Origin of the sequence: Nocardiopsis alborubida, assembly GCF_012396365.1 — a bacterium.
Lineage (GTDB): Bacteria > Actinomycetota > Actinomycetes > Streptosporangiales > Streptosporangiaceae > Nocardiopsis > Nocardiopsis alborubida.
On the sequence record NZ_JAAXPG010000001.1, the window covers coordinates 363,101 to 385,947 of the forward strand.

Here is a 22,847-nt window from a genome sequence, read left to right on the forward strand (position 1 = left end):
AGGGAATAATTCCTTAGAACACCTTGCGCTAGGACATTGCTCCGTGCACACTGATTCCATACTGAGGTGCCCCTTCGTGAAGGGATAGTCACGCAGTGCATGGGCCAGGCTCTGAGCGTCGTCAAGGAGGAAGCACGATGGATGGTTTTGGCGTACCGCGACCGAGGCGGGCGGCGGAGGGAGAACCGGGTGGGAGCGGGCTGCCGCGTCGGGGGAGGGGCGGTACCGGGGTGCGCACAGCGTTCTTCGGGTCTGAGGTGAACCAGGTGGCCCAGATCCGCAGCTGGTGCCAGCGGGGCGCGCGGGTTCAGGTCCACCGGACCTTCTCCCTGGTGCTCGTGGTCAGCGAACTGGTCACCAACGCCTGGACGCACACCGCCTCCGGTGCCCCCGGCGGCCGGGTGAAGATCCAGATGCGGCACCTGCCGAAGCACGTCATCCACCTGGCGGTTACCGACGACGGGCCGCGACCGGGCCAGCCCGCGCGCCTTCCCCATCTGTCCCCGCGCAGCGACGACCTCCGCGTCGGCGGGCGGGGCCTTTACCTCGTGGACAGCCTGTCCGTGGAGTGGGGCTGGAACGGCGAGCCCGGCATGCCCCTGACGGTCTGGGCGCACGTCGACCCCTACGCACCCGTCCCCGAGCCCGACGACGCCGTCGCGGCCTGAACAGCCAGCAATGGCGTGGGACCGAAGCCAGGACGCCGCCCAGTACGAGGCCGCGCGCCTGCTGGAACAACTCCACGAACGCTGGTGGGTTCTGTGGGGACCGGCTTCGCGCCGCTTCTTCGCCTTCCACCTCGGACCACACCAGGTCACACCGCTGAGAGCGGTCACACCGCAGTTGCTGGACGCGGCCATCCGCGCCACCGAGCGCGAACTCCGATCCCTTCGTTCCCTCCGGTCCCTTTGACCGTGAGCGGGAAGCGCAGCCCCTGCTGGGGCCAATGATACCCGCGCGAACGCAACAGAAAGCAAGGTGCCCCGAACCGGTGTTAGGGCCACCGGGCCGGGGCGTGATCACCACCTGTCACCACCAGGAGGAGACCGTGGAAAACCCTATCGGCAGGCACCGCAGGCGTCACCGGTCGTGGGCCGAACAGCTGCGTGCGCTGTGCGCCGCCGCGCTCGCGTGGATGCTGGGACACCTGCTCGGCACGCGTCGCCAGACCAGGGCCATCGAGAGCACGCCGCCGTGCCCCGAGCTTCCGCCCGTCCCCGCGCCACGACCGCGACCCGTCCCTGAATCGCGACCTGCCTTCGCGCCGAGGCCCGCGTCCACACCACGCCAGCGACCTGTTCCCGAGTCGCGGCCCGCACCCGAAACGCGACGCCCCATCCTGAACCCCGACCGCACGGCGGGCGCGCTGGTCCGTCCCTACATGCCTCCGCTGCCACGGGTTCCGGTCGGCGACCTGCTGGCCGCACCGCCTTCCGCCACGCCCACAGCTCCCGCCACGGCAGCGGACTACCGCACGACCAGTTCCCCGCCGGGTGAGTTCGACGAACTCCGGGACCTGGTGCGCGTCTGGTGCGCCCTGTTCGACTGAGGTTCCCCATGTGAACCGTGAACCCAACAGAGGACCCGCGAGGTTGCGTAGCCGCTCAGCCTCGCGGGCACTCCCAGTGCCCGCCGACCACCTCGGGCACCAGGTCGAACCGTTCGAGGAAGGCCTGGACCAGGTCCTCCACGTCGCTGGAGCCGGACACGCACCACGCCTGGTGACCGCTGTTGAGCACGGACAGGAACACCGAGGCCAGCACCCCCGGGCGCGGGTCGGTGACCGGGTCCACGCCGGTACGCCTGCCCAGCGCCCGCGCCAGCCGCTCCTGCCTGCGGTGGCAGTAGCGCATGTTGACCTCGATCAGCTCGGGGCTCTCGGACACCAGTCCCATGGCGCTGCCCTGGAGGTGGAGCATCTCGCGTTCGAGGTAGTCCCAGTGGTCGAGCATCGCGTTGCGCAGAGCGGTGAACGGCGACTCGTCGGCGGGACGGGCGAGCAGGGCGGCGAACAGCTGCTCGTCGATGTCCTCGACCGCCTCCAGGACCACGTCCTCCTTGGAACCGAAGTAGCGGAAGAAGGTGCGCTGGGAGACCCCGACGCAGGAGGCGATCTCCTCTGTCGTCGTCCGCTGGTAACCGTTCTCGTGGAACAGGCGCAGCGCCGACTCCATGAGTGACTCGCGCATCCGGGCCTTCTTGCGCTCGCGCAGCCCGAGCTGCTCCCCCGGTTCGGCACTCGTCGTGCTCATGGACGTGCCTCCGCATGTTGGCTCTGCCCGCTGGTCCCGGCCCTGTCGACCGAGGTCTGACGAACGAGGATACCGTGTGAAACAGATTACGTCAGCGACTGACAAAACGCACTTGCTGCAAAGAGTCAGCGGCCGACATAATTATGCGGACGACGACATCGGCACCGGCACGCAGGGGGAACCATGACCGCACAGACCGTCCCGAAGGCGGCTCCGGAGACGGAGCAGACGGAGCGCAAGCAGCGCTGGACGGAGAGCCCCTGGGCGACCCTGGTCGCCATCGCCTTCGGCGTGATGATGGTGGCGCTGGACGGCACCATCGTGGCCGTCGCCAACCCCGCGATCGGCACGAGTCTGGGCGCCTCGCTGGCCGAGCTCCAGTGGGTCACCCACGGCTACCTGCTCGGCCTGGCGGTCTTCCTGATCACGGCGGGCAAGATCGGCGACCGCTTCGGCTACCGCAACACCTACCTCGTGGGCGCGGTCGGCTTCGTCCTCAGCTCGGTCGCGATCGCGCTGTCCGCCGGTGTCATCATGCTCGTCGCCTTCCGGGTGCTGCAAGGCGTTTTCGGGGCGCTGCTCCTGCCCTCGGCGATGGGCCTGCTGCGCGCCAGCTTCCCGCCCAGCAAGCTCGGCCGGGCCTTCGGCGTCTTCGGCAGCCTCATCGGCGCCGCCACGGCGGGCGGCCCCATCCTGGGCGGCGTCCTGGTCGGCTCCCTCGGCTGGGAGTCCGTCTTCTACATCAACGTCCCGGTGGGCGCGGTCGCCCTCGGACTCGGCCTGTGGCTGCTGGCGGCCAACAAGCCGACCGACGCCGGGAGCCGGATGGACGTTCCCGGCATCGTGCTGCTGAGCATCACCATCTTCGCCCTGGTGTGGGCCCTGGTGGAGGCGCCCAGCGTGGGCTGGGGCCACCCCGTCACACTGGGCTCGCTCGCCGTCACGGCGGTCTTCGCCGTGGCCTTCCTCGTGTGGGAACGCCGTGCGGAGCAGCCCCTGCTCCCGCTCGGCCTGTTCGCCAACCCCTCGGTCTCCATCGGCGCCGTCCTGACGGTCGCGATGGCGCTGAGCCTGATGGGGTCGCTGTTCTTCATCACGTTCTACCTCCAGGGAGTGCGGGGCATGAGCCCCGCCCAGACGGGCCTCCAGCTCATCTCCATGACCGCGCTGATGGCGGTCACCTCGCCGATCGCGGGCCGGATCCTGGACCGGGTCGGCGCCCGGCCGCCCACGACGGCGGGTCTGCTGCTGGCGGCGGCGGGCATGTTCATGCTGTCGCTGCTGGAGGTCGACACGGGCGTGCTCTACACCTCGGCCGGGTTCGTCCTGCTCGGCATGGGTCTGAGCCTGATCATGACCGGCGCCACCGCGGCGATCATCGGCAACGCGCCCGTGCGGTACGCCGGTGTCGCCTCGGCCGTGCAGCAGGCCGCCATGCAGCTGGGCGGCTCCCTCGGCACGGCGGTCCTGGGCGCGGTCATGTCCGCGACCATCGTCTCCACCCTGCCCGGCCACTTCGCCGCCGCGGGGCTGGCCGAACCCGCCGCCGAGGAGCTGGCGGGCATGCAGAGCGTCGTGGCCCAGGGCGGCGCGGTGCTGCCCGAGGGCGCGACCCCGGAGGTCGTGGCGGCCGTGACCGAGGCCAGCAACCTGGCGTTCATGGAGGGCCTGCAGCTCGCCTTCACCATCGCGGCGGCGGTCATGCTGGCCGCCGCGGTGCTGTCGCTGTTCATGCGCTCGGGCAGGATGACCGACGGCCCGGCCGTCCACATCTGATAGCCCGGCCAGAAATTGCTGGTGTGCCGCGAGGGTTCTGACCTGCGATGATCTTGTACTTATAGCGAGGTTGGACGGTCGAGACGCGCTATAGGTACAAGATCACGGGGGCGGGGACGGCCTCACGGCGGAGGGGACGGCTGCGGGCACGCCGACGCCGCACGGGTTCGCGGGCGCGCCCATGCCGCCGGAGGCCGTGGGCCCCCTGTATCCAGGAAACCGCGAAAGAGGAGGCGGCACCACCCCCTGTGGACAAGGGTGGGGCCGCCTCCGACGTGCGGTTCCGGCCGCATACCGCCGGGGGAGTAGGGCGTGACGGGAGTTCCTGCGTCGTCCGGCCTCCGTTGTCAGGGCGGACCGGGGTTGAAGACGGCGTGTGTGCCCACCCGGCGCCAGATCACGTGCGGCTTACCGGGGAAGCGCTCGTCGCCGTACTCCCACGTGGCGCGCCCGTCGGGTGCCCAGGTCATCTCGTAGACCCCGGGGGCGCCCTGAACGCCCTTGACCCGCAGACCCGGTCGGAATTCCCCCTTCTGCACGTCGGGTGCGAACTCGGTGGTGACCACCTTCCGGAAGCGCTCCGCCTGTTGCCGCGTCAGTTTCTTGAAGTCGACCCGGAACCGGGGGGTGGTGGCGAACGTGGCCAGTGTCCTCAGCGCTCCTCGTCTTCCAGAGCGTCGAACATCGCCTCCGCGCCCTCGAACTCCTCGGTCAGGCCCGCGGCGATCTGCTCACTGGCCTCGCGCTCACCCTGCTGCCAGTCGCGGTCCCAGAACCACGCCTGGTCGGCGGGCACCGAGGTCATGCCCCTGAGTGTGACCTGACCGTTTTCCGCGATGGCGAACTCGACCTCGTCGCCCTCACGGATGTGCAGGGCCTCGGCGATCTCGCGGGGCAGGGTGACCTGGTTCTTGCGACGCATCACCGCGCGCCGACGTCTCGCCTTCGTCTCGCCCATGGGTGTGGTCCTTCCGGCTGGGGTGCCTGTCCAAGGGGTTCCCGTCCCCGAAACAGGGCGCTCGTACCCCGGGCTTCCGGGGGCACGCTCCCAGAATGGCTCCAATAGTCGGAGAGTTCAACTTTCCTACTAGAGATTTTCCGATCGGACGCCCGAGCAGAGAAAGAAAGAGGCGGCACCACCCCCTGTGGCCAAGGGTGGGGCCGCCTCCGACGTGCGCGTTCCCGGGCGACAGACTTCACCGAGCGGCGGCCTGCGCCGCCCCGCCATTCGTACGACCCGACAGGGGGCTTCTCTTGAGCGACCGCACCGGCCAGCACCGGGCCTATCTGGACGAACTGTTCGGACTCACCGGCCGCCGTGCCCTCGTGACGGGAGGGAACTCGGGCATCGGCCGCGGTGTCGCCGAGGCCCTCGGACGCGCCGGGGCGAGCGTGCACCTGGTGGCCCGCGACGCCGGACGCCTGACCCAGACGGCGGAGGAGTTCGCCGCCCAGGGCATCGAGGTCGGCACCACCCCGGTCGACCTGGCCGACCGCGACGCGCTCGGGGAGCTCTGCGCGAGTGAACCGGTGACGGGGGCGGACATCCTGGTGACCTCGGCCGCGGTCAACCACCGGCCCCCGCTGGGGGAGACATCGGAGGAGGTCTGGGAGGAGACACTGGCGGTCAACCTCACCGCGCCGTACCTGCTGGGCCAGGCGTGCGGGCCGCGGATGGCCGAGCGGGGCCGGGGCCGGATCCTCAACATCGGCTCCCAGCAGACGTGGAGCGCGTTCGGCAACTCGGGGGTGTACGGCGTCAGCAAGGCCGCCGTCGGCGGGCTCTCACGCTCCCAGGCTGAGGCTTGGTCGCCCCACGGCGTCACCGCCAACACCATCATTCCCGGTTTCGTGGTCACGCCGATGACGATGCACACGGTCGCGGTGCCCGGCCGCGAGGAGGAACTCGCAGCCCGCACCATGGTCGGCCGCAACGGCCTCCCCCGCGACTTCGCCGGTCTGGCGGTCTTCCTCGCCTCGGACGCCTCCGCCTTCGTCACCGGGCAGACGCTGGCCGCCGACGGCGGGCTCAGCGTGCACTGACCCGTGGCGCGGGAGTTTCCAGGAAACCGCGAAGGAAGAGGCGGCCCCACCCCTGTGGACAAGGGTGGTGCCGCCTCCGCCGTGCTGTCTCCGCTGTCCCGCCTTCACGACCGCGCCGCCTCCGCTGTACACGGCGCCGCCGACCGTGACCGACCGACTTGGCTGTCCGAAACCCCTCCGGGCCCGGACCGGCGGTTCAGGTCGTGTAGTCGGCGTTGATCCGGATGTATCCCTCGGTCAGATCGCACCCGTAGGCAGTGAAGGCGCCGTCGGCGATGCCCAGGCCGACGCCGATCACCACCTCGTCGCCCTTCATGTGCTGGGCGGCGCGCTCCAGCACCTCGTCCGTGGCCTCCGCGGGGTAGGTCTCCACGTCGCCGAAGGAGATCCGCACGTTGTCGGGGAGGATGTCGGTCTCCTCCTCGCACTTGCCGACCGCCATCGTCACCCGGCCCCAGTTGGGGTCCGCGCCGTGCACGGCGGTCTTCACCAGCGGCGAGTTCACCACGGCCTTGGCCACCCGCTTGGCCTGGGCGTCGTCGCGCGCGCCGGTCACGCGCACCTCGATCAGCTTGCTGGCACCCTCGCCGTCGGAGGCGATCATCCGCACCAGCTTCAGGGCCACCTCGTGCAGCGCCGCCTCGAACTCCGCCGCGTCCACCGGCCCGGCCAGCCCGTTGGCGAACACCGCCGCCGAGTCGCTGGTGGAGGTGTCGGTGTCGATGCTCAGCGCGTTGAACGTGCGGTCCACCACCCGGCGGAACACCTCGTCCAGCACCGGCTGCTCCAGCTCGGCGTCGGTGAAGAACCAGGCCAGCATGGTCGCCATGTTCGGCTCGATCATGCCGACGCCCTTGGCGATGCCCGTCAGCGTCGCCCCGCCCACCGTCACCGAGGCGGTCTTGGGCCGGGTGTCGGTGGTCATCATCGCGGCGGCCGAGCGGTCCAGGTCCGCCGGAGGGAACTCCGCGGGCAGCGCGTCCAGGTAGGCGCGGACCTTCTCGATCGGGTACGGGCGGCCGATCACGCCGGTGGAGGCGACAAGCACCTCCTCGGGCGGCACCCCCGCCGCCCGCGCCACGCGCTCCTGGAGCTCGTGGGCGTGGCTGTCGCCGACCCTGCCCGTGGCCACGTTGGCGTTGCGGGCGATCACCGCGACCCCCCGCGCACTGCCGTCGGCCGCCGCCCGGCGGCTGAGCAGCACGCTGGGTCCGGCGAACCGCGACCGGGTGAACACTGCGGACACGCGGGCGGGTACCTCCGACACCACCGCGAAGAAGTCGTCGTTGGGGTCCTTGATCCCGATGTTTCCGGCCACGCCGCGGAAACCTGCGGGCACGGGGGTCTGGCTGCTCATCGTCCTCCTCGGGGCTTCTCCGGCGCCAGACTACTCCGCCGCGTCCCACGGCCCTCATTACGGCTGCGACCTGCGAGGGTTTCGTCCTGTGCGCCTCCGGGACCCGTGTGACAACAACCTGATAACGGGGTATCGCCGGAAGACGAGACCACCCGGGGGGAGGCGTGTTGTGCGTGATGGTGACTGGCTCACGGAGACAGGGGCGCGGATTCGGGGCGTCCTGAAGGTGATGGTGGACGCCGGGTGGCTGCCCGGCGGAGCCGCCGTGATCGGCACCGGCGGCATGTGGGAGTTCGTCGCCGTCGGCCGGATCGACGGAGAGCACGACACCGCCCCGGACGTGGCCTACGACGTCGCGAGCCTGACGAAGGTCATGGCGACCTGGCCGCTGGTCGGCCAGGCGGTCGCCGAGGGGATCATGGACCTGGACGCACCGATGTCGGAGTACCTGGACGTGGACCACCTCCCCGGCGCGGAGATCACCACGCGGCAGATCCTCACCCACACCGGCCGCCTCAACCCGGTGACCTGGCTGGAGAGGTACGTGGGCACCGACCAGGACCTCGCGGAGGCCATCCTCGCCGACCCGCTGGAGGAGCCGGGCTACGCCTACGTCGACCGCGGGTTCATCCTGCTCGGCATGCTCCTGGAACGCCTCTACGGCACGGGCCTGGACCGGCTGGCCCGTGACCTGTGGGAGCAGATGGGCATGCGCTCCACCGCCTTCGGCCCCCTGACGCGTTCGCCCGGCGTGGCGCCCACCGAGCGCCGCATCCCCGGAGCCGCTCCCGCCTGGGGGGTGGTGCACGACGAGGCGGCCGCGCTGATGGGCGGCGTGGCGGGGCACGCCGGGGTGTTCAGCACCGCCATCGACCTCGGCGCGTTCACCCGGGAGATCCTGCGGATGCACGACGGCGGCCGGGGGCCGGTGCCGTCCTCCTACGTGCGCACGAGCTGGCAGCCGCACGTGGACGCGGGGGCGCGGCTGTGGCGCGGCCTGGGCTGGCTGGTCACCCCGGAGGGGGTGGTCTACCACAACGGTTTCACCGGGACGAGCCTGTTCATGCACCCGCAGAGCGGCCGGTACGTGGGCGTGCTCACCAACGCAGTGCACTACGGGCGCCACCGGACCGGGCTGGTGGACCTGCGGTCGGCCGCGCGGTCGGCGCTCACGCCGCAGGCGCACGAGTCGTCGTCCTGAGGCGGGCGGTGACGGCGAGGGCGGGCGTTGGGAGCGCGCCCACGCGTCGGATGTGGCCACCGCGCCGGGCGAACGCGGTCCACCGCGGACACCCGGCGCGCGCCCACGCGTCGGACGGGAGCGGGGACAGGTACGGGCGTGTTGGCAGGAGAAGCGCACACGCCACACCGCCGACGCTTCCGGTCAGCGCATCAGCGCGTCACGCCCTGAAGGTGCCGTGCCTGGGGGCGCCACGCTCCGAAGGTGTCACGCCCCGGAGGTACCGCGAATCGTGTCGGCGAGCCCGCCCAGGAGGTCGGCCAGTCCCGCGGGACCGGAGACGACCAGGTCGGCGGCCTCGGCCACGGCGGTGACCTCGTCCGAGGACGAGCACACGTTCAGGCCCTCGACGCCCTGCGAGCGCAGACCCACCACGGCGTCGAACGCGGGCAGGTCACCGAGGTCGTCACCGGCGTAGAGCACCGTGCGCGGACCCGCCTCGGCGACGAGCGCGGTGAGCGCCGCGCCCTTGTCCACACCCAGCGGGCGGAGCTCGACGACCATCCGGCCCGGCTCCACCTGGAGGTCCGACCGCCGCGCCAGTTCGCTCAGGGCGGGCGTGAGCAGGGCGAGCGCGCCGTCCGGGTCGGCGGTGCGCCGGGTGTGCACCGCGAGCGAGCGCCCCTTGTCCTCGATCCAGGTGCCCTCCGGGGCGCCCAGACCGTCGAGCAGGCCGGGCAGCTCCTCGCGCACCACCTCCACGCCGGGCGGCGCGGGGACGGCGACCACGCGGCCGCCCTCCCAGCGCTCGGCGCCGTAGTGCCCCAGCACGGTGATGCCGGGCACCCGGTCCAGGCCGCCCAGCCGCACCGCCGTCTCGGCGGGGCGGCCGGTGACCACGGCGACCGAGCCGATGAGTCCGGCCAGGTCGGCGAGCACGTCCACGATCCCCGGGTAGGGGGCGGACGTGCGCGGGTCGGCGACGATGGGCGCGAGCGTGCCGTCGAAGTCGAAGGCGGCCAGCGCCCGCTCGGGTGCGGAGAGGAAGGCGTCGAGCGCGGTGCGTCCGGCGTCCGTGCTGGGTTGGGGCAGGGACATGGCGGGCCTTTCCGGTGGGGCCGCGGATGCGGGCCGGGCGGGACCGCCAGACTACCGACGCGACCCCGCGCCGACGGGACTCCACCGCGTGTGTGACGGCTGTTTCACCGGATGTCCGTGCGGTGTTGGGTGCGCGGTCGGCCTCGTGGGACGCAACGGCACCGCCGCTTCCCGTCGCGGGGGTGGCCCGGACGGGAGGCCCCGGCGAGACCGTGCGGACGGTGTCGTCACCGGGGTGCGGGATGGGTACGGGTGACCCGAAGGAGAGGGACGGGAAACGTCAGAGCTGGATCCCCAGCTGGCGTGCGTTGCGTTGACGGCGGCGGTCGGCGCGCAGCCGACGCAGCCGCTTGACGGTCATCGGGTCGAAGGCGAGGGCCTCCGGTCGTTCCACCAGCCCGTTCAGCAGCTGGTAGTAGCGGGTCGCGGAGAACCCGAACTCGTCACGGATCGCCTGTTCCTTTGAGCCCTCGAACTTCCACCACTGGCGTTCGAAGGCGAGGATGCGCTGCTCGCGCTCGGCGAGGGCCGACTGACCGTCTTCGGTCGGACCGATATTCGGCATGGGACACCCCCTGGACGGGAAATTGGTTTGTCCGGATCGGCCCGACTCATGCTAGCGACTCGACATGCCGGATGAGGAGCCGAAACCGCAGGACTGGCACCAGGGATACAGTTACGTTTTCTACCCCTCAGGCCACTTGTCCACGCTTGAATCCTGTGCTCGTGACAGAATTACGGGGGTCCGGAGGGCCGCGTGGAACGTCGACCGCATCGTTCGAGGGAGCCTGACGTGCTCGGGGGCAACAGCCGCAACAGGATACACACAAGCCGCGCCCGTGGCGGGGCCAGCGCGGCCTTCGCGGCCGCCACCGCCGCCGTCCTCGGTCTGACCGCGGTCCCGGCCGCGGCGGACCTGGTTCCCGACTACCGTCCCGAGCAGTGGGGACTCCAGGCCGTGGGAGCCATGGAGCTGTGGGAGGAGAACCAGGGCCAGGGCGCCACGGTCGCGCTTCCGGGCGTCTCCGTCGACGAGGGGCACCCGGACCTGGTCGACAACGTCCAGCTGGACACGCAGTTCGGTGAGAACGACGGCGACGTCGAGCAGGGCAACGCCGCGGCCGGACTGGTCGCGGCCCACGGGCACGGCAGGGACGCCGACGGCGGCGTCCTGGGGGTGGCCCCCGAGGCCACCGCGCTCGTGCTGCCCACGGGGGACCAGCTGGCCGAGGCCGTGCGGTTCGCCTCCGAGGAGGGCGCCCAGATCATCCTGCTGCCCGAGCCCGCGGGGCCCGGCCTCGCCGAGGCCACCCAGGAGGCCGCCGACAACGGCGTGCTGGTCGTCGGTCCGGCGGGGGAGGACGAGGACCCCAACGTGCTCACCGTCGCGGGGACGGACCAGGACGGAGCCCTCATCCCGGACACGCCCGGGGCCGGGACGATCGCGCTGACCGCCCCCGGCGCCGACCTGGTCACGGCTGGGCCGGAGCCGGGCCAGGCCGAGGTGACCGGGGCCCCCTACGCCGCCGCGATGGTCGCCGGGGCCGCCGCCCTGATGCGCGCGGAGCACCCGCAGCTGCGGCCCGAGCAGGTCCGCGACGCCCTGGTGGACGGCTCCCAGCCCGGTCCCGACGGCCTGCCCGCGCTGCACCTGCCCAGCGCGGAGGAGCAGGCCTCCGGCGTCGCCCAGGACATCCCGCTCATCGACGAGGACCTGGCCGGGCGGGGCGAGCAGTCGGGGCTGGTGCCCGCGTGGGCGTGGTTCGTCACCGTCGGCGCCGTCGTGGTCCTGGGCGTCCTCATCCTGATCCTGTGGGTGCGCCGCTCCACCGCCGACCCCTACGGCGTGAAGGCCGAGCGTCGCGAGCAGGACGAGCTGATCGCCGCCGAGCGCGCCGCCGAGGCCGCGCCCGCCAGCCGCCGCAAGAAGGGCGGACGCCGCCGCAGGACGCGCGGCAACTGAGCCGCCGTACCCGTCCGCGCCCACCCCCGGGGGGGGAGGGCGCGGACGGTCTCTGTCCCGGGCAGGTCCCGGCTCCCGTGCGCCCGTTCCGGAGCCCCCGCGGCGGACTGCCCCCCGGCTCTCCACGCCTCCGCCCCGGGGCGTCCCCGGTCCCGGTCCCCGCGCGCCCGTTCCGGACTTCCCTGTCGCGATCCGGTTCCAGTTCCGGACGCGCCGTAACCGGCGGGCACGCGGCACCGCCGGTGTGGGGTCACTCACATCCTCCGCGCCGGGTGCGGGGACGTTGAGCACTGGCGTCCGGCTCCACCCGGCGGATAGCGTCCTCACCGCCGGGCGCCCCGCCCCGGGCGCGCCCACGACAGGGCGGAGAGCACATGACGCGCATGGCCGACGGCAGCGCTGGCGACGCCGACTACGGTGTCATCGCCCGCACCTACACCGACCACCGACGCCCCGACCCGCGGATCGCGGCCACGGTGCACCGCGCGCTCGGTGACGCGCGCACGGTCCTCAACATCGGTGCGGGCGCGGGCTCCTACGAGCCCCTCGACCGCGAGGTCACCTCCGTGGAACCCTCCGCCAGCATGCGGGCCAAACGCCCGGACAGCCTGCCCGCGGCGGTCGACGCCGCCGCCGAGAGCCTGCCCTTCCCCGACGGGTCCTTCGACGCCGCCATGGCCACGTTCAGCGTCCACCAGTGGCGCGACCTGGAGGCCGGACTGGCCGAGGCCCGGCGGGTCACCACGGGCCCCGTCGCCGTGCTCACCTGCGACCCGGACCTGGTGCGCGACTTCTGGCTCTATGAGTACGCCCCCGAGGTGCTGGACACCGAGGCCCGCCGCCACCCCGCGATCGCCGCCCTGGCCGCGGGGCTGGGCGGCGCCACCACCGTCGTGCCCGTCCCCGTGCCCCTGGACTGCTCCGACGGGTTCAACGAGGCCTACTACGGGCGGCCGGAGGGCCTGCTGGAGGTGGGCGCACGCCTGTCCTGCTCGGCGTGGAGCTTCGTGGACGAGGCGGTGCACGAGCGGTTCACCGCCCACCTGTCCCGGGACCTGGCCGACGGGACCTGGGACCGCCGGTTCGGACACCTGAGGGGAGTGCCCGCGCTGGAGGGTTCCCTGGTGCTGGTGGTGTCGGTTCCCGACTAGGAGGCGTTCCGCGCGGTCCCGTCCGCCCGCCGGGGTCCGTGGGCGCGCGCCTCGGCCCTCCCGACCGGAACCGGACACCGGACACGGTCCGTGGTCGCTGCACGTCACGAACCCCCGACGAGCTGTGACGTCACGTCTGCGCGTGCATATGTAAGCAACGCCGGACGGGCTTGACGCGGGCACCCGAGGGGACGAGGCTTTGGAGAATGTCACCCCTCGAAGCGTCTCCTCTGCCCTCACGAGGCGAGCCGCGAGCCGGGACCGCGCCCGAGTTCCGCAACCTCGTCAACGGGCGCGTCCGCCTCTCCGAGTACGACCCCAAGTGGCCCTACCTGTTCCGGCGCGAGGACGGAAGGGTCCGCGCGGCCCTCGGCGACCGCGTGCTGCTCTTCGAGCACGTCGGCTCCACCGCGGTGCCCGGCCTCGCCGCCAAACCCTGCGTCGACCTGCTGCTCCTCGTCGCCGACTCCTCGGACGAGGCCGCCTACCTGCCCGACCTCGAAGCCGCCGGGTACCCCCTGGTGATCAGGGAGCCCGACTGGTACGAGCACCGGGTGTTCAGGGGCTCAGAGGTCAACCTCAACCTGCACGTGTTCAGCCGGGGGTGCGAGGAGGCGGAGCGCATGCGCCGCTTCCGCGACCTCCTCATCGCCGACGCCGACGCGCGCGAACGCTACACCGCGGTCAAACGCGAGCTGGTCGGGCGCACCTGGGACCGCATCCAGGACTACGCCGACGCCAAGAGCGACATCGTCCGGCAGCTCCTCGCCGAGGCGGACGCCGGGAAGGGCACCACCGGCTGACCGGCTCCCGGTCCGCCGGGACGCGACCAGGGGCGCGTACCGTCTCCCGACGGCGGACGCGCCCCCGACCCCGGACCCTCAGCGGTCCCGAACCCGCGGACCCGGGACCGTGCGAACGCAGGTCCCCAGGCTCCGCGCGGACCCGGGCGCGCGGACGCGCCCCCGGGCCCCGACGCCTCCGGCCTCAGCCCAGCGAGCGCAGCTGGTCCTGGAACCACCGGCGCGGCGGCAGCGCCACCGCCGCCTCGGCCAGCCGCTGCCTGCGCCTGCGCCGCTCCTCCCCGGGCATCGACAGCGCCTCGTGCAGCGCCTCCGCCGTCTCCACGGTGTCGTAGGGGTTGACCAGCAGCGCGTGCTTGCCCAGCTCGTCCGCCGCCCCCGCCTCGTGCGACAGCACCAGCACCGAGTCCCGCTCCGACAGGACCGGGCCCTCCTTGGCCACCAGGTTCATGCCGTCCCGGATCGGGTTGACCAGCAGCACGTCGGCCATCTGGAACGAGGCCAGCGAACGCGGGTAGTCGTCGTTGACCTCCAGGATCAGGGGCGTCCACTCGGGGGTCGCGAACTCCTCGTTGATCTCCTTCGCGGTCCGCAGCACCGCGTCGGTGTACTCGCGGTACTCCGGCACGTCGCCCCGGCTCGGGTAGGCGAACGCCAGGTGGGTCACCCGCCCCCGCCACTCCGGACGGGCGGTCAGCAGCTCGCGGTAGGCCTCCAGGCCCCGCACGATGTTCTTGGACAGCTCCGTGCGGTCCACCCGCACGATCAGCCTCGTGTCGCCGACCGCGTCCTCCAGGGTGCTCCGGCGCGAGGCCACGGCCGGTTCGGCGGCGCTCTGGCGCAGCCCCTCCTCGTCCGCGCCCAGGGCGTGCACACCCACGCCGACCACCCGGCCGCCGTACTCCACGGTGCGCTGCCCGAAGTCGACCTTCGCACGCAGGATCTCCTCGCAGCAGCGCAGGAAGGCGTCCGCCCAGCGCGGGCTGAGGAAGCCCAGCCGGTCCGCGCCCAGCATGCCCTCCAGCAGCTCGCGCGCGACCTGCCCGGGCAGCATCCGGAAGTACTCCGGGGGAGCCCACGGGGTGTGCGAGAAGTGCGCGATGCGCAGGTCGGGGCGGCGCGCGCGCAGGATCCGCGGCACCAGGGCCAGGTGGTAGTCCTGCACGGCCACGCGGGCGCCCTCGGCCGCTCCGGCCACCAGGGCTTCGGCGAACGCGTTGTTGTAGGCGGTGTAGTCCTCCCACGTCCGCCGGAACCGCGAGCCGAAGGACGGCTTGTTGGGGGTGTCGTACAGCATGTGCTGCACGAACCACAGGGTCGAGTTGGCCACCCCGGTGTAGGCGCCGTCGAAGACCTGCTGCGGGATGTCCAGCATGTGGACCCGCATGCCGTCCAGGTCGTGGGCCTGGTCCAGCCGGGCCTCCGGCGCCTCCGCCGCGGCCCGCCGGTCGGCGTCCGACAGGGCGGCGCAGACCCAGATGCTGTCGATCTCGGTGGCGACCGAGATCATCCCCGACACCAGCCCGCCTCCGCCGCGCCGGTGTTCCAGCGAGCCGTCGTCGGCGGTCGAGAAGGACACGGGTCCCCTGTTGGAGGCGATGAGGATCTGTGCCTTGTCCACGTGGTCGTCCTCTCGGAGAAAAAGCGATCGGGGTGGGGCGGTGGTGAAGAGGGGGTTCACCCTATGTCTCGCCTGTGGACAGCCGCCCCAAACCCCGTGCGGGTCAGCGGGGGTGCGCGTCACACGCGCGTCGGGCCGCGGGCGCGCCTCCCCGGGCCGGACCAGCGCCGTCTCACCATGTGAGCCGTTTCGTGTTACCCGGATCACCAGGCGTGGAAAACCGGCCGACACCTCCGTTACAGTTGCGGTGCGGATCCGACAGGACCAGCACAAAACTTCATATTGCTCATCCAGAGGGGTGGAGGGACCGGCCCTGCGAAGCCCCGGCAACCATGCCAGCATGTGACACCCGCGAACCCGCGGGACGGCTGGGACAGGTGCCAACTCCGGCCTGGGGACAAGGTGTCCGCCAGGAAAGATGAGGGGAGACGCCTCGCCATGGCGATTACCGCCACCGAACCCACCGCCGCCCGCTCCTTCGGCCCCGGTACCGCGCTCTCCTGTCGCGAGTGCGGTGAGCGCTACGAGCTCACCCCCAGGTTCGCCTGCGAGTTCTGCTTCGGCCCCCTTGAGGTCGCCTACGACTTCGGGACCGTCACCCGCGCCGACATCGAGAGCGGCCCCAAGAGCATCTGGCGCTACCGCTCCCTCCTGCCCGTTCCGGCCAACGTCGCCGAGCTGCCCAACATGGCGCCCGGCCTGACCCCGCTGGTGCGGGCCGACCGCCTCGCGGCCGAGCTGGGCCTGGACTCCCTCCACGTCAAGGACGACTCCGGCAACCCCACGCACTCCTTCAAGGACCGCGTGGTCGCCATCGCCGTCGAGGCCGCCCGCACCTTCGGGTTCACCACCCTGTCCTGCTCCTCCACCGGCAACCTCGCCGGTGCCGTCGGCGCCGCCGCCGCGCGCGCCGGGTTCGAGTCCTGCGTGTTCATCCCCGCCGGGCTGGAGGAGGCCAAGGTCGTCATGGCCTCCGTCTACGGGGGCAAGGTCGTGGCCATCGACGGCAACTACGACGACGTCAACCGCTTCTGCTCCGAGCTCATCGGCGACCCGGTGGGCGAGGGCTGGGGCTTCGTCAACGTCAACCTGCGCCCCTACTACGGCGAGGGCTCCAAGACGCTGGCCTACGAGATCGCCGAACAGCTCGGCTGGCGCCTGCCCGAGCAGATCGTCATCCCGATCGCGTCCGGCTCCCAGCTCACCAAGATCGACAAGGGCTTCCAGGAACTGGTCAAGCTCGGTCTGGTCGAGGACCGCCCGTACCGGATCTTCGGCGCCCAGGCCACGGGCTGCTCCCCGGTCGCGCAGGCCTGGGACAAGGGCATCGACGTCATCCAGCCGGTCAAGCCCGACACCATCGCCAAGTCGCTGGCCATCGGCAACCCGGCCGACGGGCCGTACGTGCTGGACATCGCCAAGCGCACGGGCGGATCGGTGGAGCACGTGGGCGACGACGAGATCGTCGACTCCATCAAGCTCCTCGCCCGCACCGAGGGCATCTTCGCCGAGACCGCGGGCGGCGTCACCACCGGAGTGCTGCGCAAGCTCGTCCGCGAGGGCAGGCTCGACCCGAAGGCCGAGACCGTCGTGCTCAACACCGGTGACGGGCTCAAGACCCTGAACGCCGTCGACGCCGGGGTGAGCGCCACGATCAAGCCGTCGCTGAGCGCCTTCACCGACGCCGGTCTGGCCTAGACAGTGCTTTCCGGGGCCTCCGCTTCGCCTTGACCCGTGTTCGGGCGCCCGGAGCACGGGAATCGGGTTGTAGCAGGCACAGTGGTGTCTCCGGCGGATTCGACCGTTCCTCGCGAACCCGTCTCCGCCACCTCCAGAACCCCGTGGGCGCCCGGACATCACCCCTTGGGCCCTCCGCCTCGCCTCGGCCCTCGTCCGGGGCCCGTCGGCCGGGGCCCGGCCAGGGAACAGGCCCCGGCCGTCCCGACCACCCGTCATCTCCCACGAGAAGGAAGTCCGCCATGAGCGCCAGCGTCCGCGTGCCCACCATCCTGCGCACCTACACCAACGACGCCTCCGAGGTCTCCGCCGAGGGCGCCACCCTGGCCGAGGTCCTCGACGACCTGGAGGCCAACTACCCCGGCATCCGCGCCCGCATCCTGGACGACGGCGGCAAGGTGCGCCGCTTCGTCAACGTCTACATCGGCGACGAGGACGTGCGCTTCGAGAAGGGCCTCCAGACCGAGGTCGCCGACGGCGCCCAGGTCTCCATCATCCCGGCGGTCGCCGGGGGCTGCTGAGTCCCACCGCGAGGGGCGGCCGCGGCGCGTCAGGGCGCCGGGGCCGCCCCTTCGGCGTTCACCGGAGGGCCGGCGCGGGCGGTCGGGGCCCACGGGGTTTCCGGAGGGCCGGTGCGGGCGACCGCACCGGAAAACCCGGTGCGCCCGGAATCGGCGCTGTCTAGCCTGTGCGCATGGGCATCGAGATCCGGCTGTTCCGGGAACCCGACAGGGAAGCGGTCATCGCTCTGGCACTGCGCGCGTGGGAACCGGTGCACGCGTCGCTGCGCCGGGTCCTGGGCGAGGAGGTCTACCCGGTCCTGGTCCCGGACTGGCGGCGGAGCCAGCACGACGAGGTGGCCGGGAGCGTCGACGCCGACGACCAGCGGGTGTGGGTCGCCGAGGCCGACGGCGCGGTCGCGGGCTTCGCCACCGCCAGGATGCTGCCCGACGACGACATGGGGGAGATCCACCTGCTCGCCGTCGACCCCGGCCACCAGGGGAGGGGCATCGGGACGGCGCTGACCGGGGCCGCCACCGACTGGATCCGCGAGCAGGGCGCTGCGGTGGCCGTGGTCGAGACGGGCGGTGACGACGGGCACGCCCCGGCCCGCGCCACCTACGAGCGCGCCGGCTACACCGCGCTGCCGATCGTGCGGTACTTCCGCAAGCTGTGATGCCTGGTGGCCTGGTCGGGGCGCGCCGGACCGCGGCGCCGCTGCTCGTAGGCTGGAAGGGATTCCGGTCGAACGAGGGTGGAGATGTCGGCGACACGGCTGTTGGTCCTGGGTGTGGTGCGCATGGAGGGGCAGGCCCACGGATACCGGGTGGGTCGTCAGCTCCTGGACTGGGGAACCGAGCACTGGGCCAACATCAAGTGGGGCTCCATCTACCACGCCCTGCGCAAGCTCTCCCAGGAGGGCAGGCTGCGCGAGTTCGTCGCCGAGGGGGACGAGGTGGTCGACCGCGTCTCCTACGCGATCACCGGGGACGGCGAGGCCGAGCTGTACCGCCTCATCCGCCGTGGGCTCGCCCGCAGGGAGGACCCCGCGATGCTCTTCGCGGCGGTCACCCTCATGACCGCCCTGCCGCGCGCGGAGGTCGTCGGCCTGCTGGAACAGCGCCTGGAGCTGTTGGAGAGGACCGACGAGGAGCTGCGGCCCTCCGACGGGTGGGGCAAGCCGGTGCACGTGCGCGAGCTCTTCGGCCTGTGGCGGGGCACGATCGGGGCCGAGGCCAGCTGGACGCGCGGCCTCGTCGCCTCCCTGCGGGCCGGGGAGTACACCATGGCCGACGACGGCCCCGACGCGTTCGGGCTGCCCCCGGTGCCGGGGGCGGCCGCCCGCGACCGCTGACCCGGCGGCGCTCCGGTCCCGTCGCCTCGGCCTTCCTTCGTCCGGGCGGGTCCCTCCCCGCTGTCCGGGGCGGACCCCGGGGGCGGACCGAGCTCTTATTAAAGTTTGAATATCCCGCCGGGGTGGTGCACACTCTCTCTCGTACTCAAGTTTTAATAAGGAGAGGGATGATCCACACACGTGGGCTGACCCGCGACTTCCGGGTCGGCAAGGAGGTCGTCCAGGCCGTCCGCGGCGTCGACATCGACGTCGCCGAGGGCGAGCTCGTCGCCCTGCTCGGACCGAACGGCGCGGGGAAGTCGACCACGCTGCGCATGCTCACCACCCTGCTGGAACCCACCTCGGGCACCGCCGTGGTCGCGGGGCACGACGTCCGCACCGCACCCGCCAGGGTGCGCCGGGGGATCGGCTTCGTCGGCCAGGGGCACGGCGCCGGGGAGGACCAGCGGGCCCGGGAGGAGCTGTACACGCAGGGGCTGCTGTACGGGCTCGACCGGCGCACCGCGCGCCGCCGCGCCGACGAACTCCTCGACCAGCTGGAGCTGGGCGGGGCCGCCGACCGCGAGGTCACCAAGCTCTCCGGCGGACAGCGCAGGCGCTTCGACATCGCCATGGGGCTCATCCACGAGCCGAAGCTGCTGTTCCTGGACGAGCCCTCCACCGGACTCGACCCGCACAGCCGCGCCAACCTGTGGGGGCACATCGCCCGGCTGCGCGACCGGATGGGCACCACGGTCGTGCTCACCACCCACTACCTCGACGAGGCCGACGACATGGCCGAGCGGGTCCTGGTCATCGACCACGGCAGGGTCATCGCCGACGGCACCGCCGACGAGCTCAAGGGCAAGGTCTCCGGCGACCTGGTCAGCCTCACCGTGCCGGACGCCGAACAGGCGCGCACCGCCGCCGGGATCGCCGAGCGGGTGCCCTCCGCCGGAACGGCGGAGGTGCTCGCGGAAGCGGGGCGCGACGCCGAGGTGCGCCTGCGCGTGGAACGCGGGGACACCGTGCTGCCCGAGCTGCTGCGCGGGCTGGACGCGGCCGGGGTCCCGCTGCTCGCCGTCCGGGTGCAGCGGCCCACGCTGGACGACGTGTTCCTGACCCTGACCGGACGCAGCCTGAGGGAGGAGGGGGCATGAGCTTCCACGAGGTGACCGGAACCCCGGCGGAGGCGACCGGGGAGGAGCGGACCGGGACGGAGGCGACCGGGGTGCGGGGGCCGGGCCTGTTGCGCGACACCGCGACCGTCTTCGCCCGCCAGATGCGGCCGTTCCTGCACCGGCCGCTGATGCTGTTCTTCGGCATGCTGCAACCGGTGCTGTACCTGGTGCTGTTCGCGCCCCTGCTGACGGGGCTGGCCGGTGCCGAGGGGCAGGACCCCTGGCAGTGGTTCGTCCCCGGTCTGCTGGTGATGCTCGGTCTGTTCACGGCCGGGTTCGCCGGTTTCGGGCTGTTGCCGGAGATGTCCTCCGGAGCGCACGAGCGGCTGCTGGCCACCCCGGTGAGCCGGGTCTCCCTGCTGCTGGGACGGGTCCTGCGCGACGTGGCGATGATGCTGGCGCAGATGGTGCTCATCCTCGTGCTGGTGGTGCCGCTCGGGTTCGACGCGTCGTTCGCGGGCGCCGTCGTGGGGCTGCTCCTGCTCGCCGTCCTGGGCGCGGGGCTGTCCACGCTGTCGTACCTGACGGCCCTGGCGGTCAAGCAGACCTACGTGTTCGCGCCCATCGTGCAGACGCTGATCATGCCGCTGATGCTGCTGTCCGGCGTGCTGCTGCCGATGGAACTGGCACCGCCGTGGCTGTACGCGCTCTCGCGGGCCAACCCGGTGGCCTACGTGGTGGACGCCGAGCGCGCCCTGTTCGCCGGGCAGTGGGACGCGTCGGTCGCGGTCGGCTGGGCCGTGGCGGTGGTGCTGGCGGTCGCGGCGCTGGCCGGGGGGTCGCGGGCGATGCGCCGCCTCAGCTCCTGACCTCGGCTCCACTGCCGCGCGGCGGGGCGGGGCCCGGTCGGGGCGGCCTCGGAACCGGGTCGGAGCGGGACCGGAGCCGTGCGCCGGGAGAAGGCCGAACCGGCGCGCGACTCCGTCCGCTCAACGCGGAAACCCCCATGTCATACGGTGTTTGTGCAGGTAGATGCGGAAATGCCGGGATGGAAAATCGTGACCACATCGTTTGCACTCGCCGGGGTCGAGTGCTAAAAAGGGAACTGGTTAGCACTCGCCTTGACTGAGTGCTAACCGGATCGAGGCTGCGAGATCGCGGTCCCCGGCAGCAGGGTTGCCGGAGGGTCCGCGGTCGTCCGTCGCGGGCGCATGCCTCGTCCCATCGCGTATCAGCCCGGTCACGGGAGGACAAGAACTCAATGGCAGCCAAACTGATCGCGTTCGACGAGGAGGCCCGTCGCGGCCTCGAGCGCGGCATGAACCAGCTCGCTGACGCCGTCAAGGTCACGCTCGGCCCCAAGGGCCGCAACGTCGTCCTGGAGAAGAAGTGGGGCGCCCCCACGATCACCAACGACGGTGTCTCCATCGCCAAGGAGATCGAGCTCGAGGACCCGTGGGAGAAGATCGGGGCCGAGCTGGTCAAGGAGGTCGCCAAGAAGACCGACGACGTCGCGGGTGACGGCACCACCACCGCCACCGTGCTCGCCCAGGCTCTCGTCCGCGAGGGTCTGCGCAACGTCGCCGCCGGCGCCAATCCGATCAGCCTCAAGCGCGGCATCGAGTCCGCCGTCGCGCGCATCAACGAGGAGCTCGGCAACCTCTCCAAGGACATCGAGACCAAGGAGCAGATCGCCTCCACCGCCTCGATCTCCGCCGGCGACCCCCAGATCGGCGAGACCATCGCCGAGGCCATGGACAAGGTCGGCAAGGAAGGCGTCATCACGGTCGAGGAGGGCCAGACCTTCGGGCTGGAGCTCGAGCTCGCCGAGGGCATGCGCTTCGACAAGGGCTACATCTCGCCCTACTTCGCCACCGACCTGGAGCGCATGGAGACGGTCCTCGAGGACCCCTACATCCTCATCGTCAACTCCAAGATCTCGAACAACAACGAGTTCCTGCCGGTTGTCGAGAAGGTCCTCCAGGCCGGCCGCCCGCTGGTCGTCATCGCCGAGGACCTGGAGGGCGGCGCCCTCCAGACGCTGGTCGTCAACAAGATCCGCGGCACCTTCAAGTCCGTCGCCGTCAAGGCCCCGGGCTTCGGTGACCGCCGCAAGGCCCAGCTCGGCGACATCGCCGTGCTGACCGGCGGCCAGGTCATCACCGAGGAGGTCGGCCTCAAGCTGGAGAGCACCGAGCTCGACATGCTCGGCCGCGCCCGCAAGGTCGTCGTCACCAAGGACGAGACCACCATCGTGGACGGCGCCGGTGACGCCACCGCGATCGCCGGTCGCGTGAACGAGATCCGCAACGAGATCGAGCGCACCGACTCCGACTACGACCGCGAGAAGCTCCAGGAGCGTCTCGCCCGCCTGGCCGGCGGCGTGGCCGTCATCAAGGCCGGTGCCGCCACCGAGGTGGAGCTCAAGGAGCGCAAGCACCGCATCGAGGACGCCGTCCGCAACGCCAAGGCCGCGGTCGAGGAGGGCATCCTGCCCGGCGGTGGTGTCGCTCTGCTCCAGGCCAGCGTCCCGGCCTTCGAGAAGCTGGAGCTGGAGGGCGACGAGGCCATCGGCGCCGACATCGTGCGTCGCGCCATCGCCGAGCCGCTCAAGCAGATCGCGATCAACGCCGGCCTTGAGGGCGGCGTCGTGGCGGAGAAGGTCCGGAACCTGGAGCCCGGGTTCGGCCTGAACGCCGCCACCGGCGAGTACACCGACCTGTTCAAGGACGGCGTCATCGACCCGACCAAGGTCACCCGCTCGGCTCTGCAGAACGCGGCTTCCATCGCCGGTCTGTTCCTGACCACCGAGGCCGTCATCGCCGAGAAGCCGGAGAAGGCCGCCGCTCCCGCCGGCGACCCGACCGGTGGCATGGGCGGCATGGACTTCTAGCAGGTCCGTGAGATCTCG

The 22,847-nt window shown here is 71.8% G+C and carries 23 protein-coding genes and 1 riboswitch; of the genes, 16 read left to right on the forward strand and 7 right to left on the reverse strand.

Annotated features, from left to right (window positions below; genetic code table 11):
* The first annotated feature begins 230 nt into the window (after positions 1 to 230).
* The 3 genes from HGB44_RS01675 (at position 231) to HGB44_RS01685 (ending at position 1,549) form a co-directional block, all read left to right on the forward strand.
* Positions 231 to 668, forward strand: a complete 438-nt coding sequence (locus tag HGB44_RS01675) for an ATP-binding protein (protein ID WP_168443880.1) — start codon at positions 231 to 233, stop codon at positions 666 to 668.
* 10 nt (positions 669 to 678) lie between these two features.
* Positions 679 to 912, forward strand: coding sequence for a hypothetical protein (locus tag HGB44_RS01680; protein WP_061079477.1), 234 nt, complete (start codon positions 679 to 681; stop codon positions 910 to 912).
* A 469-nt stretch (positions 913 to 1,381) separates the two neighbouring features.
* Complete coding sequence (locus HGB44_RS01685; RefSeq protein WP_168443881.1) at positions 1,382 to 1,549, forward strand: hypothetical protein; 168 nt, start codon at positions 1,382 to 1,384, stop codon at positions 1,547 to 1,549.
* A 55-nt stretch (positions 1,550 to 1,604) separates the two neighbouring features.
* On the opposite strand, the gene HGB44_RS01690 is transcribed toward HGB44_RS01685, so the two are convergent.
* Positions 1,605 to 2,252: a TetR/AcrR family transcriptional regulator gene (locus tag HGB44_RS01690; protein ID WP_061079476.1), complete on the reverse strand. Its 648-nt coding sequence runs from the start codon at positions 2,250 to 2,252 to the stop codon at positions 1,605 to 1,607.
* Between the two features lie 183 nt (positions 2,253 to 2,435).
* Here HGB44_RS01690 and HGB44_RS01695 point away from each other — a divergent pair, with 183 nt between their 5' ends.
* Complete coding sequence (locus tag HGB44_RS01695) at positions 2,436 to 4,028, forward strand: MFS transporter (protein ID WP_061079475.1); 1,593 nt, start codon at positions 2,436 to 2,438, stop codon at positions 4,026 to 4,028.
* Between the two features lie 347 nt (positions 4,029 to 4,375).
* Here the strand turns inward: HGB44_RS01695 and HGB44_RS01700 are convergent, their stop codons facing one another.
* Both HGB44_RS01700 and HGB44_RS01705 read right to left on the reverse strand, forming a co-directional pair.
* Positions 4,376 to 4,594 (reverse strand): hypothetical protein, encoded by a 219-nt coding sequence (locus tag HGB44_RS01700; protein ID WP_061079474.1) that lies wholly within the window; start codon positions 4,592 to 4,594, stop codon positions 4,376 to 4,378.
* An 86-nt stretch (positions 4,595 to 4,680) separates the two neighbouring features.
* Complete coding sequence (locus HGB44_RS01705; protein WP_231972348.1) at positions 4,681 to 4,986, reverse strand: AbrB/MazE/SpoVT family DNA-binding domain-containing protein; 306 nt, start codon at positions 4,984 to 4,986, stop codon at positions 4,681 to 4,683.
* A 296-nt stretch (positions 4,987 to 5,282) separates the two neighbouring features.
* Here HGB44_RS01705 and HGB44_RS01710 point away from each other — a divergent pair, with 296 nt between their 5' ends.
* Complete coding sequence (locus HGB44_RS01710; RefSeq protein ID WP_061079473.1) at positions 5,283 to 6,071, forward strand: SDR family NAD(P)-dependent oxidoreductase; 789 nt, start codon at positions 5,283 to 5,285, stop codon at positions 6,069 to 6,071.
* A 196-nt stretch (positions 6,072 to 6,267) separates the two neighbouring features.
* Here the strand turns inward: HGB44_RS01710 and argJ are convergent, their stop codons facing one another.
* On the reverse strand, positions 6,268 to 7,428 hold the full coding sequence (argJ, locus tag HGB44_RS01715; RefSeq protein WP_061079472.1) for a bifunctional glutamate N-acetyltransferase/amino-acid acetyltransferase ArgJ: 1,161 nt from the start codon (positions 7,426 to 7,428) through the stop codon (positions 6,268 to 6,270).
* Between the two features lie 169 nt (positions 7,429 to 7,597).
* Here argJ and HGB44_RS01720 point away from each other — a divergent pair, with 169 nt between their 5' ends.
* Entirely contained in the window at positions 7,598 to 8,629 is a 1,032-nt protein-coding gene (locus HGB44_RS01720) for a serine hydrolase domain-containing protein (protein WP_061079471.1), read from the forward strand.
* A gap of 246 nt (positions 8,630 to 8,875) precedes the next feature.
* On the opposite strand, the gene otsB is transcribed toward HGB44_RS01720, so the two are convergent.
* Entirely contained in the window at positions 8,876 to 9,706 is an 831-nt protein-coding gene (otsB, locus tag HGB44_RS01725) for a trehalose-phosphatase (RefSeq protein WP_061079470.1), read from the reverse strand.
* Positions 9,707 to 9,986: 280 nt separating this feature from the next.
* Complete coding sequence (locus HGB44_RS01730; protein ID WP_013155209.1) at positions 9,987 to 10,271, reverse strand: DUF3263 domain-containing protein; 285 nt, start codon at positions 10,269 to 10,271, stop codon at positions 9,987 to 9,989.
* Positions 10,272 to 10,499: 228 nt separating this feature from the next.
* Here HGB44_RS01730 and HGB44_RS01735 point away from each other — a divergent pair, with 228 nt between their 5' ends.
* The 3 genes from HGB44_RS01735 to HGB44_RS01745 all read left to right on the forward strand — a co-directional run bounded on the left by HGB44_RS01735 (position 10,500) and on the right by HGB44_RS01745 (position 13,623).
* Positions 10,500 to 11,669 carry a S8 family serine peptidase gene (locus HGB44_RS01735; protein ID WP_061079469.1) on the forward strand — a complete coding sequence of 390 codons (1,170 nt, stop codon included), beginning with the start codon at positions 10,500 to 10,502 and terminating at the stop codon, positions 11,667 to 11,669.
* Between the two features lie 374 nt (positions 11,670 to 12,043).
* The gene (locus tag HGB44_RS01740; protein WP_061079468.1) at positions 12,044 to 12,820 is read left to right on the forward strand and encodes a class I SAM-dependent methyltransferase; all 777 of its coding nucleotides are present in this window, start codon (positions 12,044 to 12,046) and stop codon (positions 12,818 to 12,820) included.
* Positions 12,821 to 13,026: 206 nt separating this feature from the next.
* On the forward strand, positions 13,027 to 13,623 hold the full coding sequence (locus HGB44_RS01745) for a GrpB family protein (protein WP_061079467.1): 597 nt from the start codon (positions 13,027 to 13,029) through the stop codon (positions 13,621 to 13,623).
* 184 nt (positions 13,624 to 13,807) lie between these two features.
* Here HGB44_RS01745 and HGB44_RS01750 read toward each other — a convergent pair whose 3' ends face one another.
* Entirely contained in the window at positions 13,808 to 15,244 is a 1,437-nt protein-coding gene (locus HGB44_RS01750; protein ID WP_061079466.1) for an alpha,alpha-trehalose-phosphate synthase (UDP-forming), read from the reverse strand.
* A gap of 283 nt (positions 15,245 to 15,527) precedes the next feature.
* A riboswitch (SAM riboswitch) is annotated at positions 15,528 to 15,669 on the forward strand.
* Between the two features lie 13 nt (positions 15,670 to 15,682).
* Here HGB44_RS01750 and thrC point away from each other — a divergent pair.
* From thrC to groL, 7 genes are all read left to right on the forward strand, one after another.
* The gene (gene thrC / locus HGB44_RS01755) at positions 15,683 to 16,942 is read left to right on the forward strand and encodes a threonine synthase (protein ID WP_061079465.1); all 1,260 of its coding nucleotides are present in this window, start codon (positions 15,683 to 15,685) and stop codon (positions 16,940 to 16,942) included.
* 281 nt (positions 16,943 to 17,223) lie between these two features.
* Entirely contained in the window at positions 17,224 to 17,502 is a 279-nt protein-coding gene (locus HGB44_RS01760; RefSeq protein WP_061079464.1) for a ubiquitin-like small modifier protein 1, read from the forward strand.
* Positions 17,503 to 17,675: 173 nt separating this feature from the next.
* Complete coding sequence (locus HGB44_RS01765) at positions 17,676 to 18,158, forward strand: GNAT family N-acetyltransferase (RefSeq protein WP_061079463.1); 483 nt, start codon at positions 17,676 to 17,678, stop codon at positions 18,156 to 18,158.
* A gap of 84 nt (positions 18,159 to 18,242) precedes the next feature.
* Positions 18,243 to 18,836: a PadR family transcriptional regulator gene (locus tag HGB44_RS01770; protein ID WP_061079462.1), complete on the forward strand. Its 594-nt coding sequence runs from the start codon at positions 18,243 to 18,245 to the stop codon at positions 18,834 to 18,836.
* A gap of 167 nt (positions 18,837 to 19,003) precedes the next feature.
* Positions 19,004 to 19,975: an ATP-binding cassette domain-containing protein gene (locus HGB44_RS01775; RefSeq protein ID WP_061079461.1), complete on the forward strand. Its 972-nt coding sequence runs from the start codon at positions 19,004 to 19,006 to the stop codon at positions 19,973 to 19,975.
* Positions 19,972 to 20,805, forward strand: a complete 834-nt coding sequence (locus tag HGB44_RS01780; RefSeq protein WP_061079460.1) for an ABC transporter permease — start codon at positions 19,972 to 19,974, stop codon at positions 20,803 to 20,805. The genes HGB44_RS01775 and HGB44_RS01780 overlap by 4 nt, the downstream gene beginning before the upstream one ends.
* A gap of 392 nt (positions 20,806 to 21,197) precedes the next feature.
* Positions 21,198 to 22,829 carry a chaperonin GroEL gene (groL, locus tag HGB44_RS01785; RefSeq protein WP_061079459.1) on the forward strand — a complete coding sequence of 544 codons (1,632 nt, stop codon included), beginning with the start codon at positions 21,198 to 21,200 and terminating at the stop codon, positions 22,827 to 22,829.
* Positions 22,830 to 22,847 lie beyond the last annotated feature (18 nt).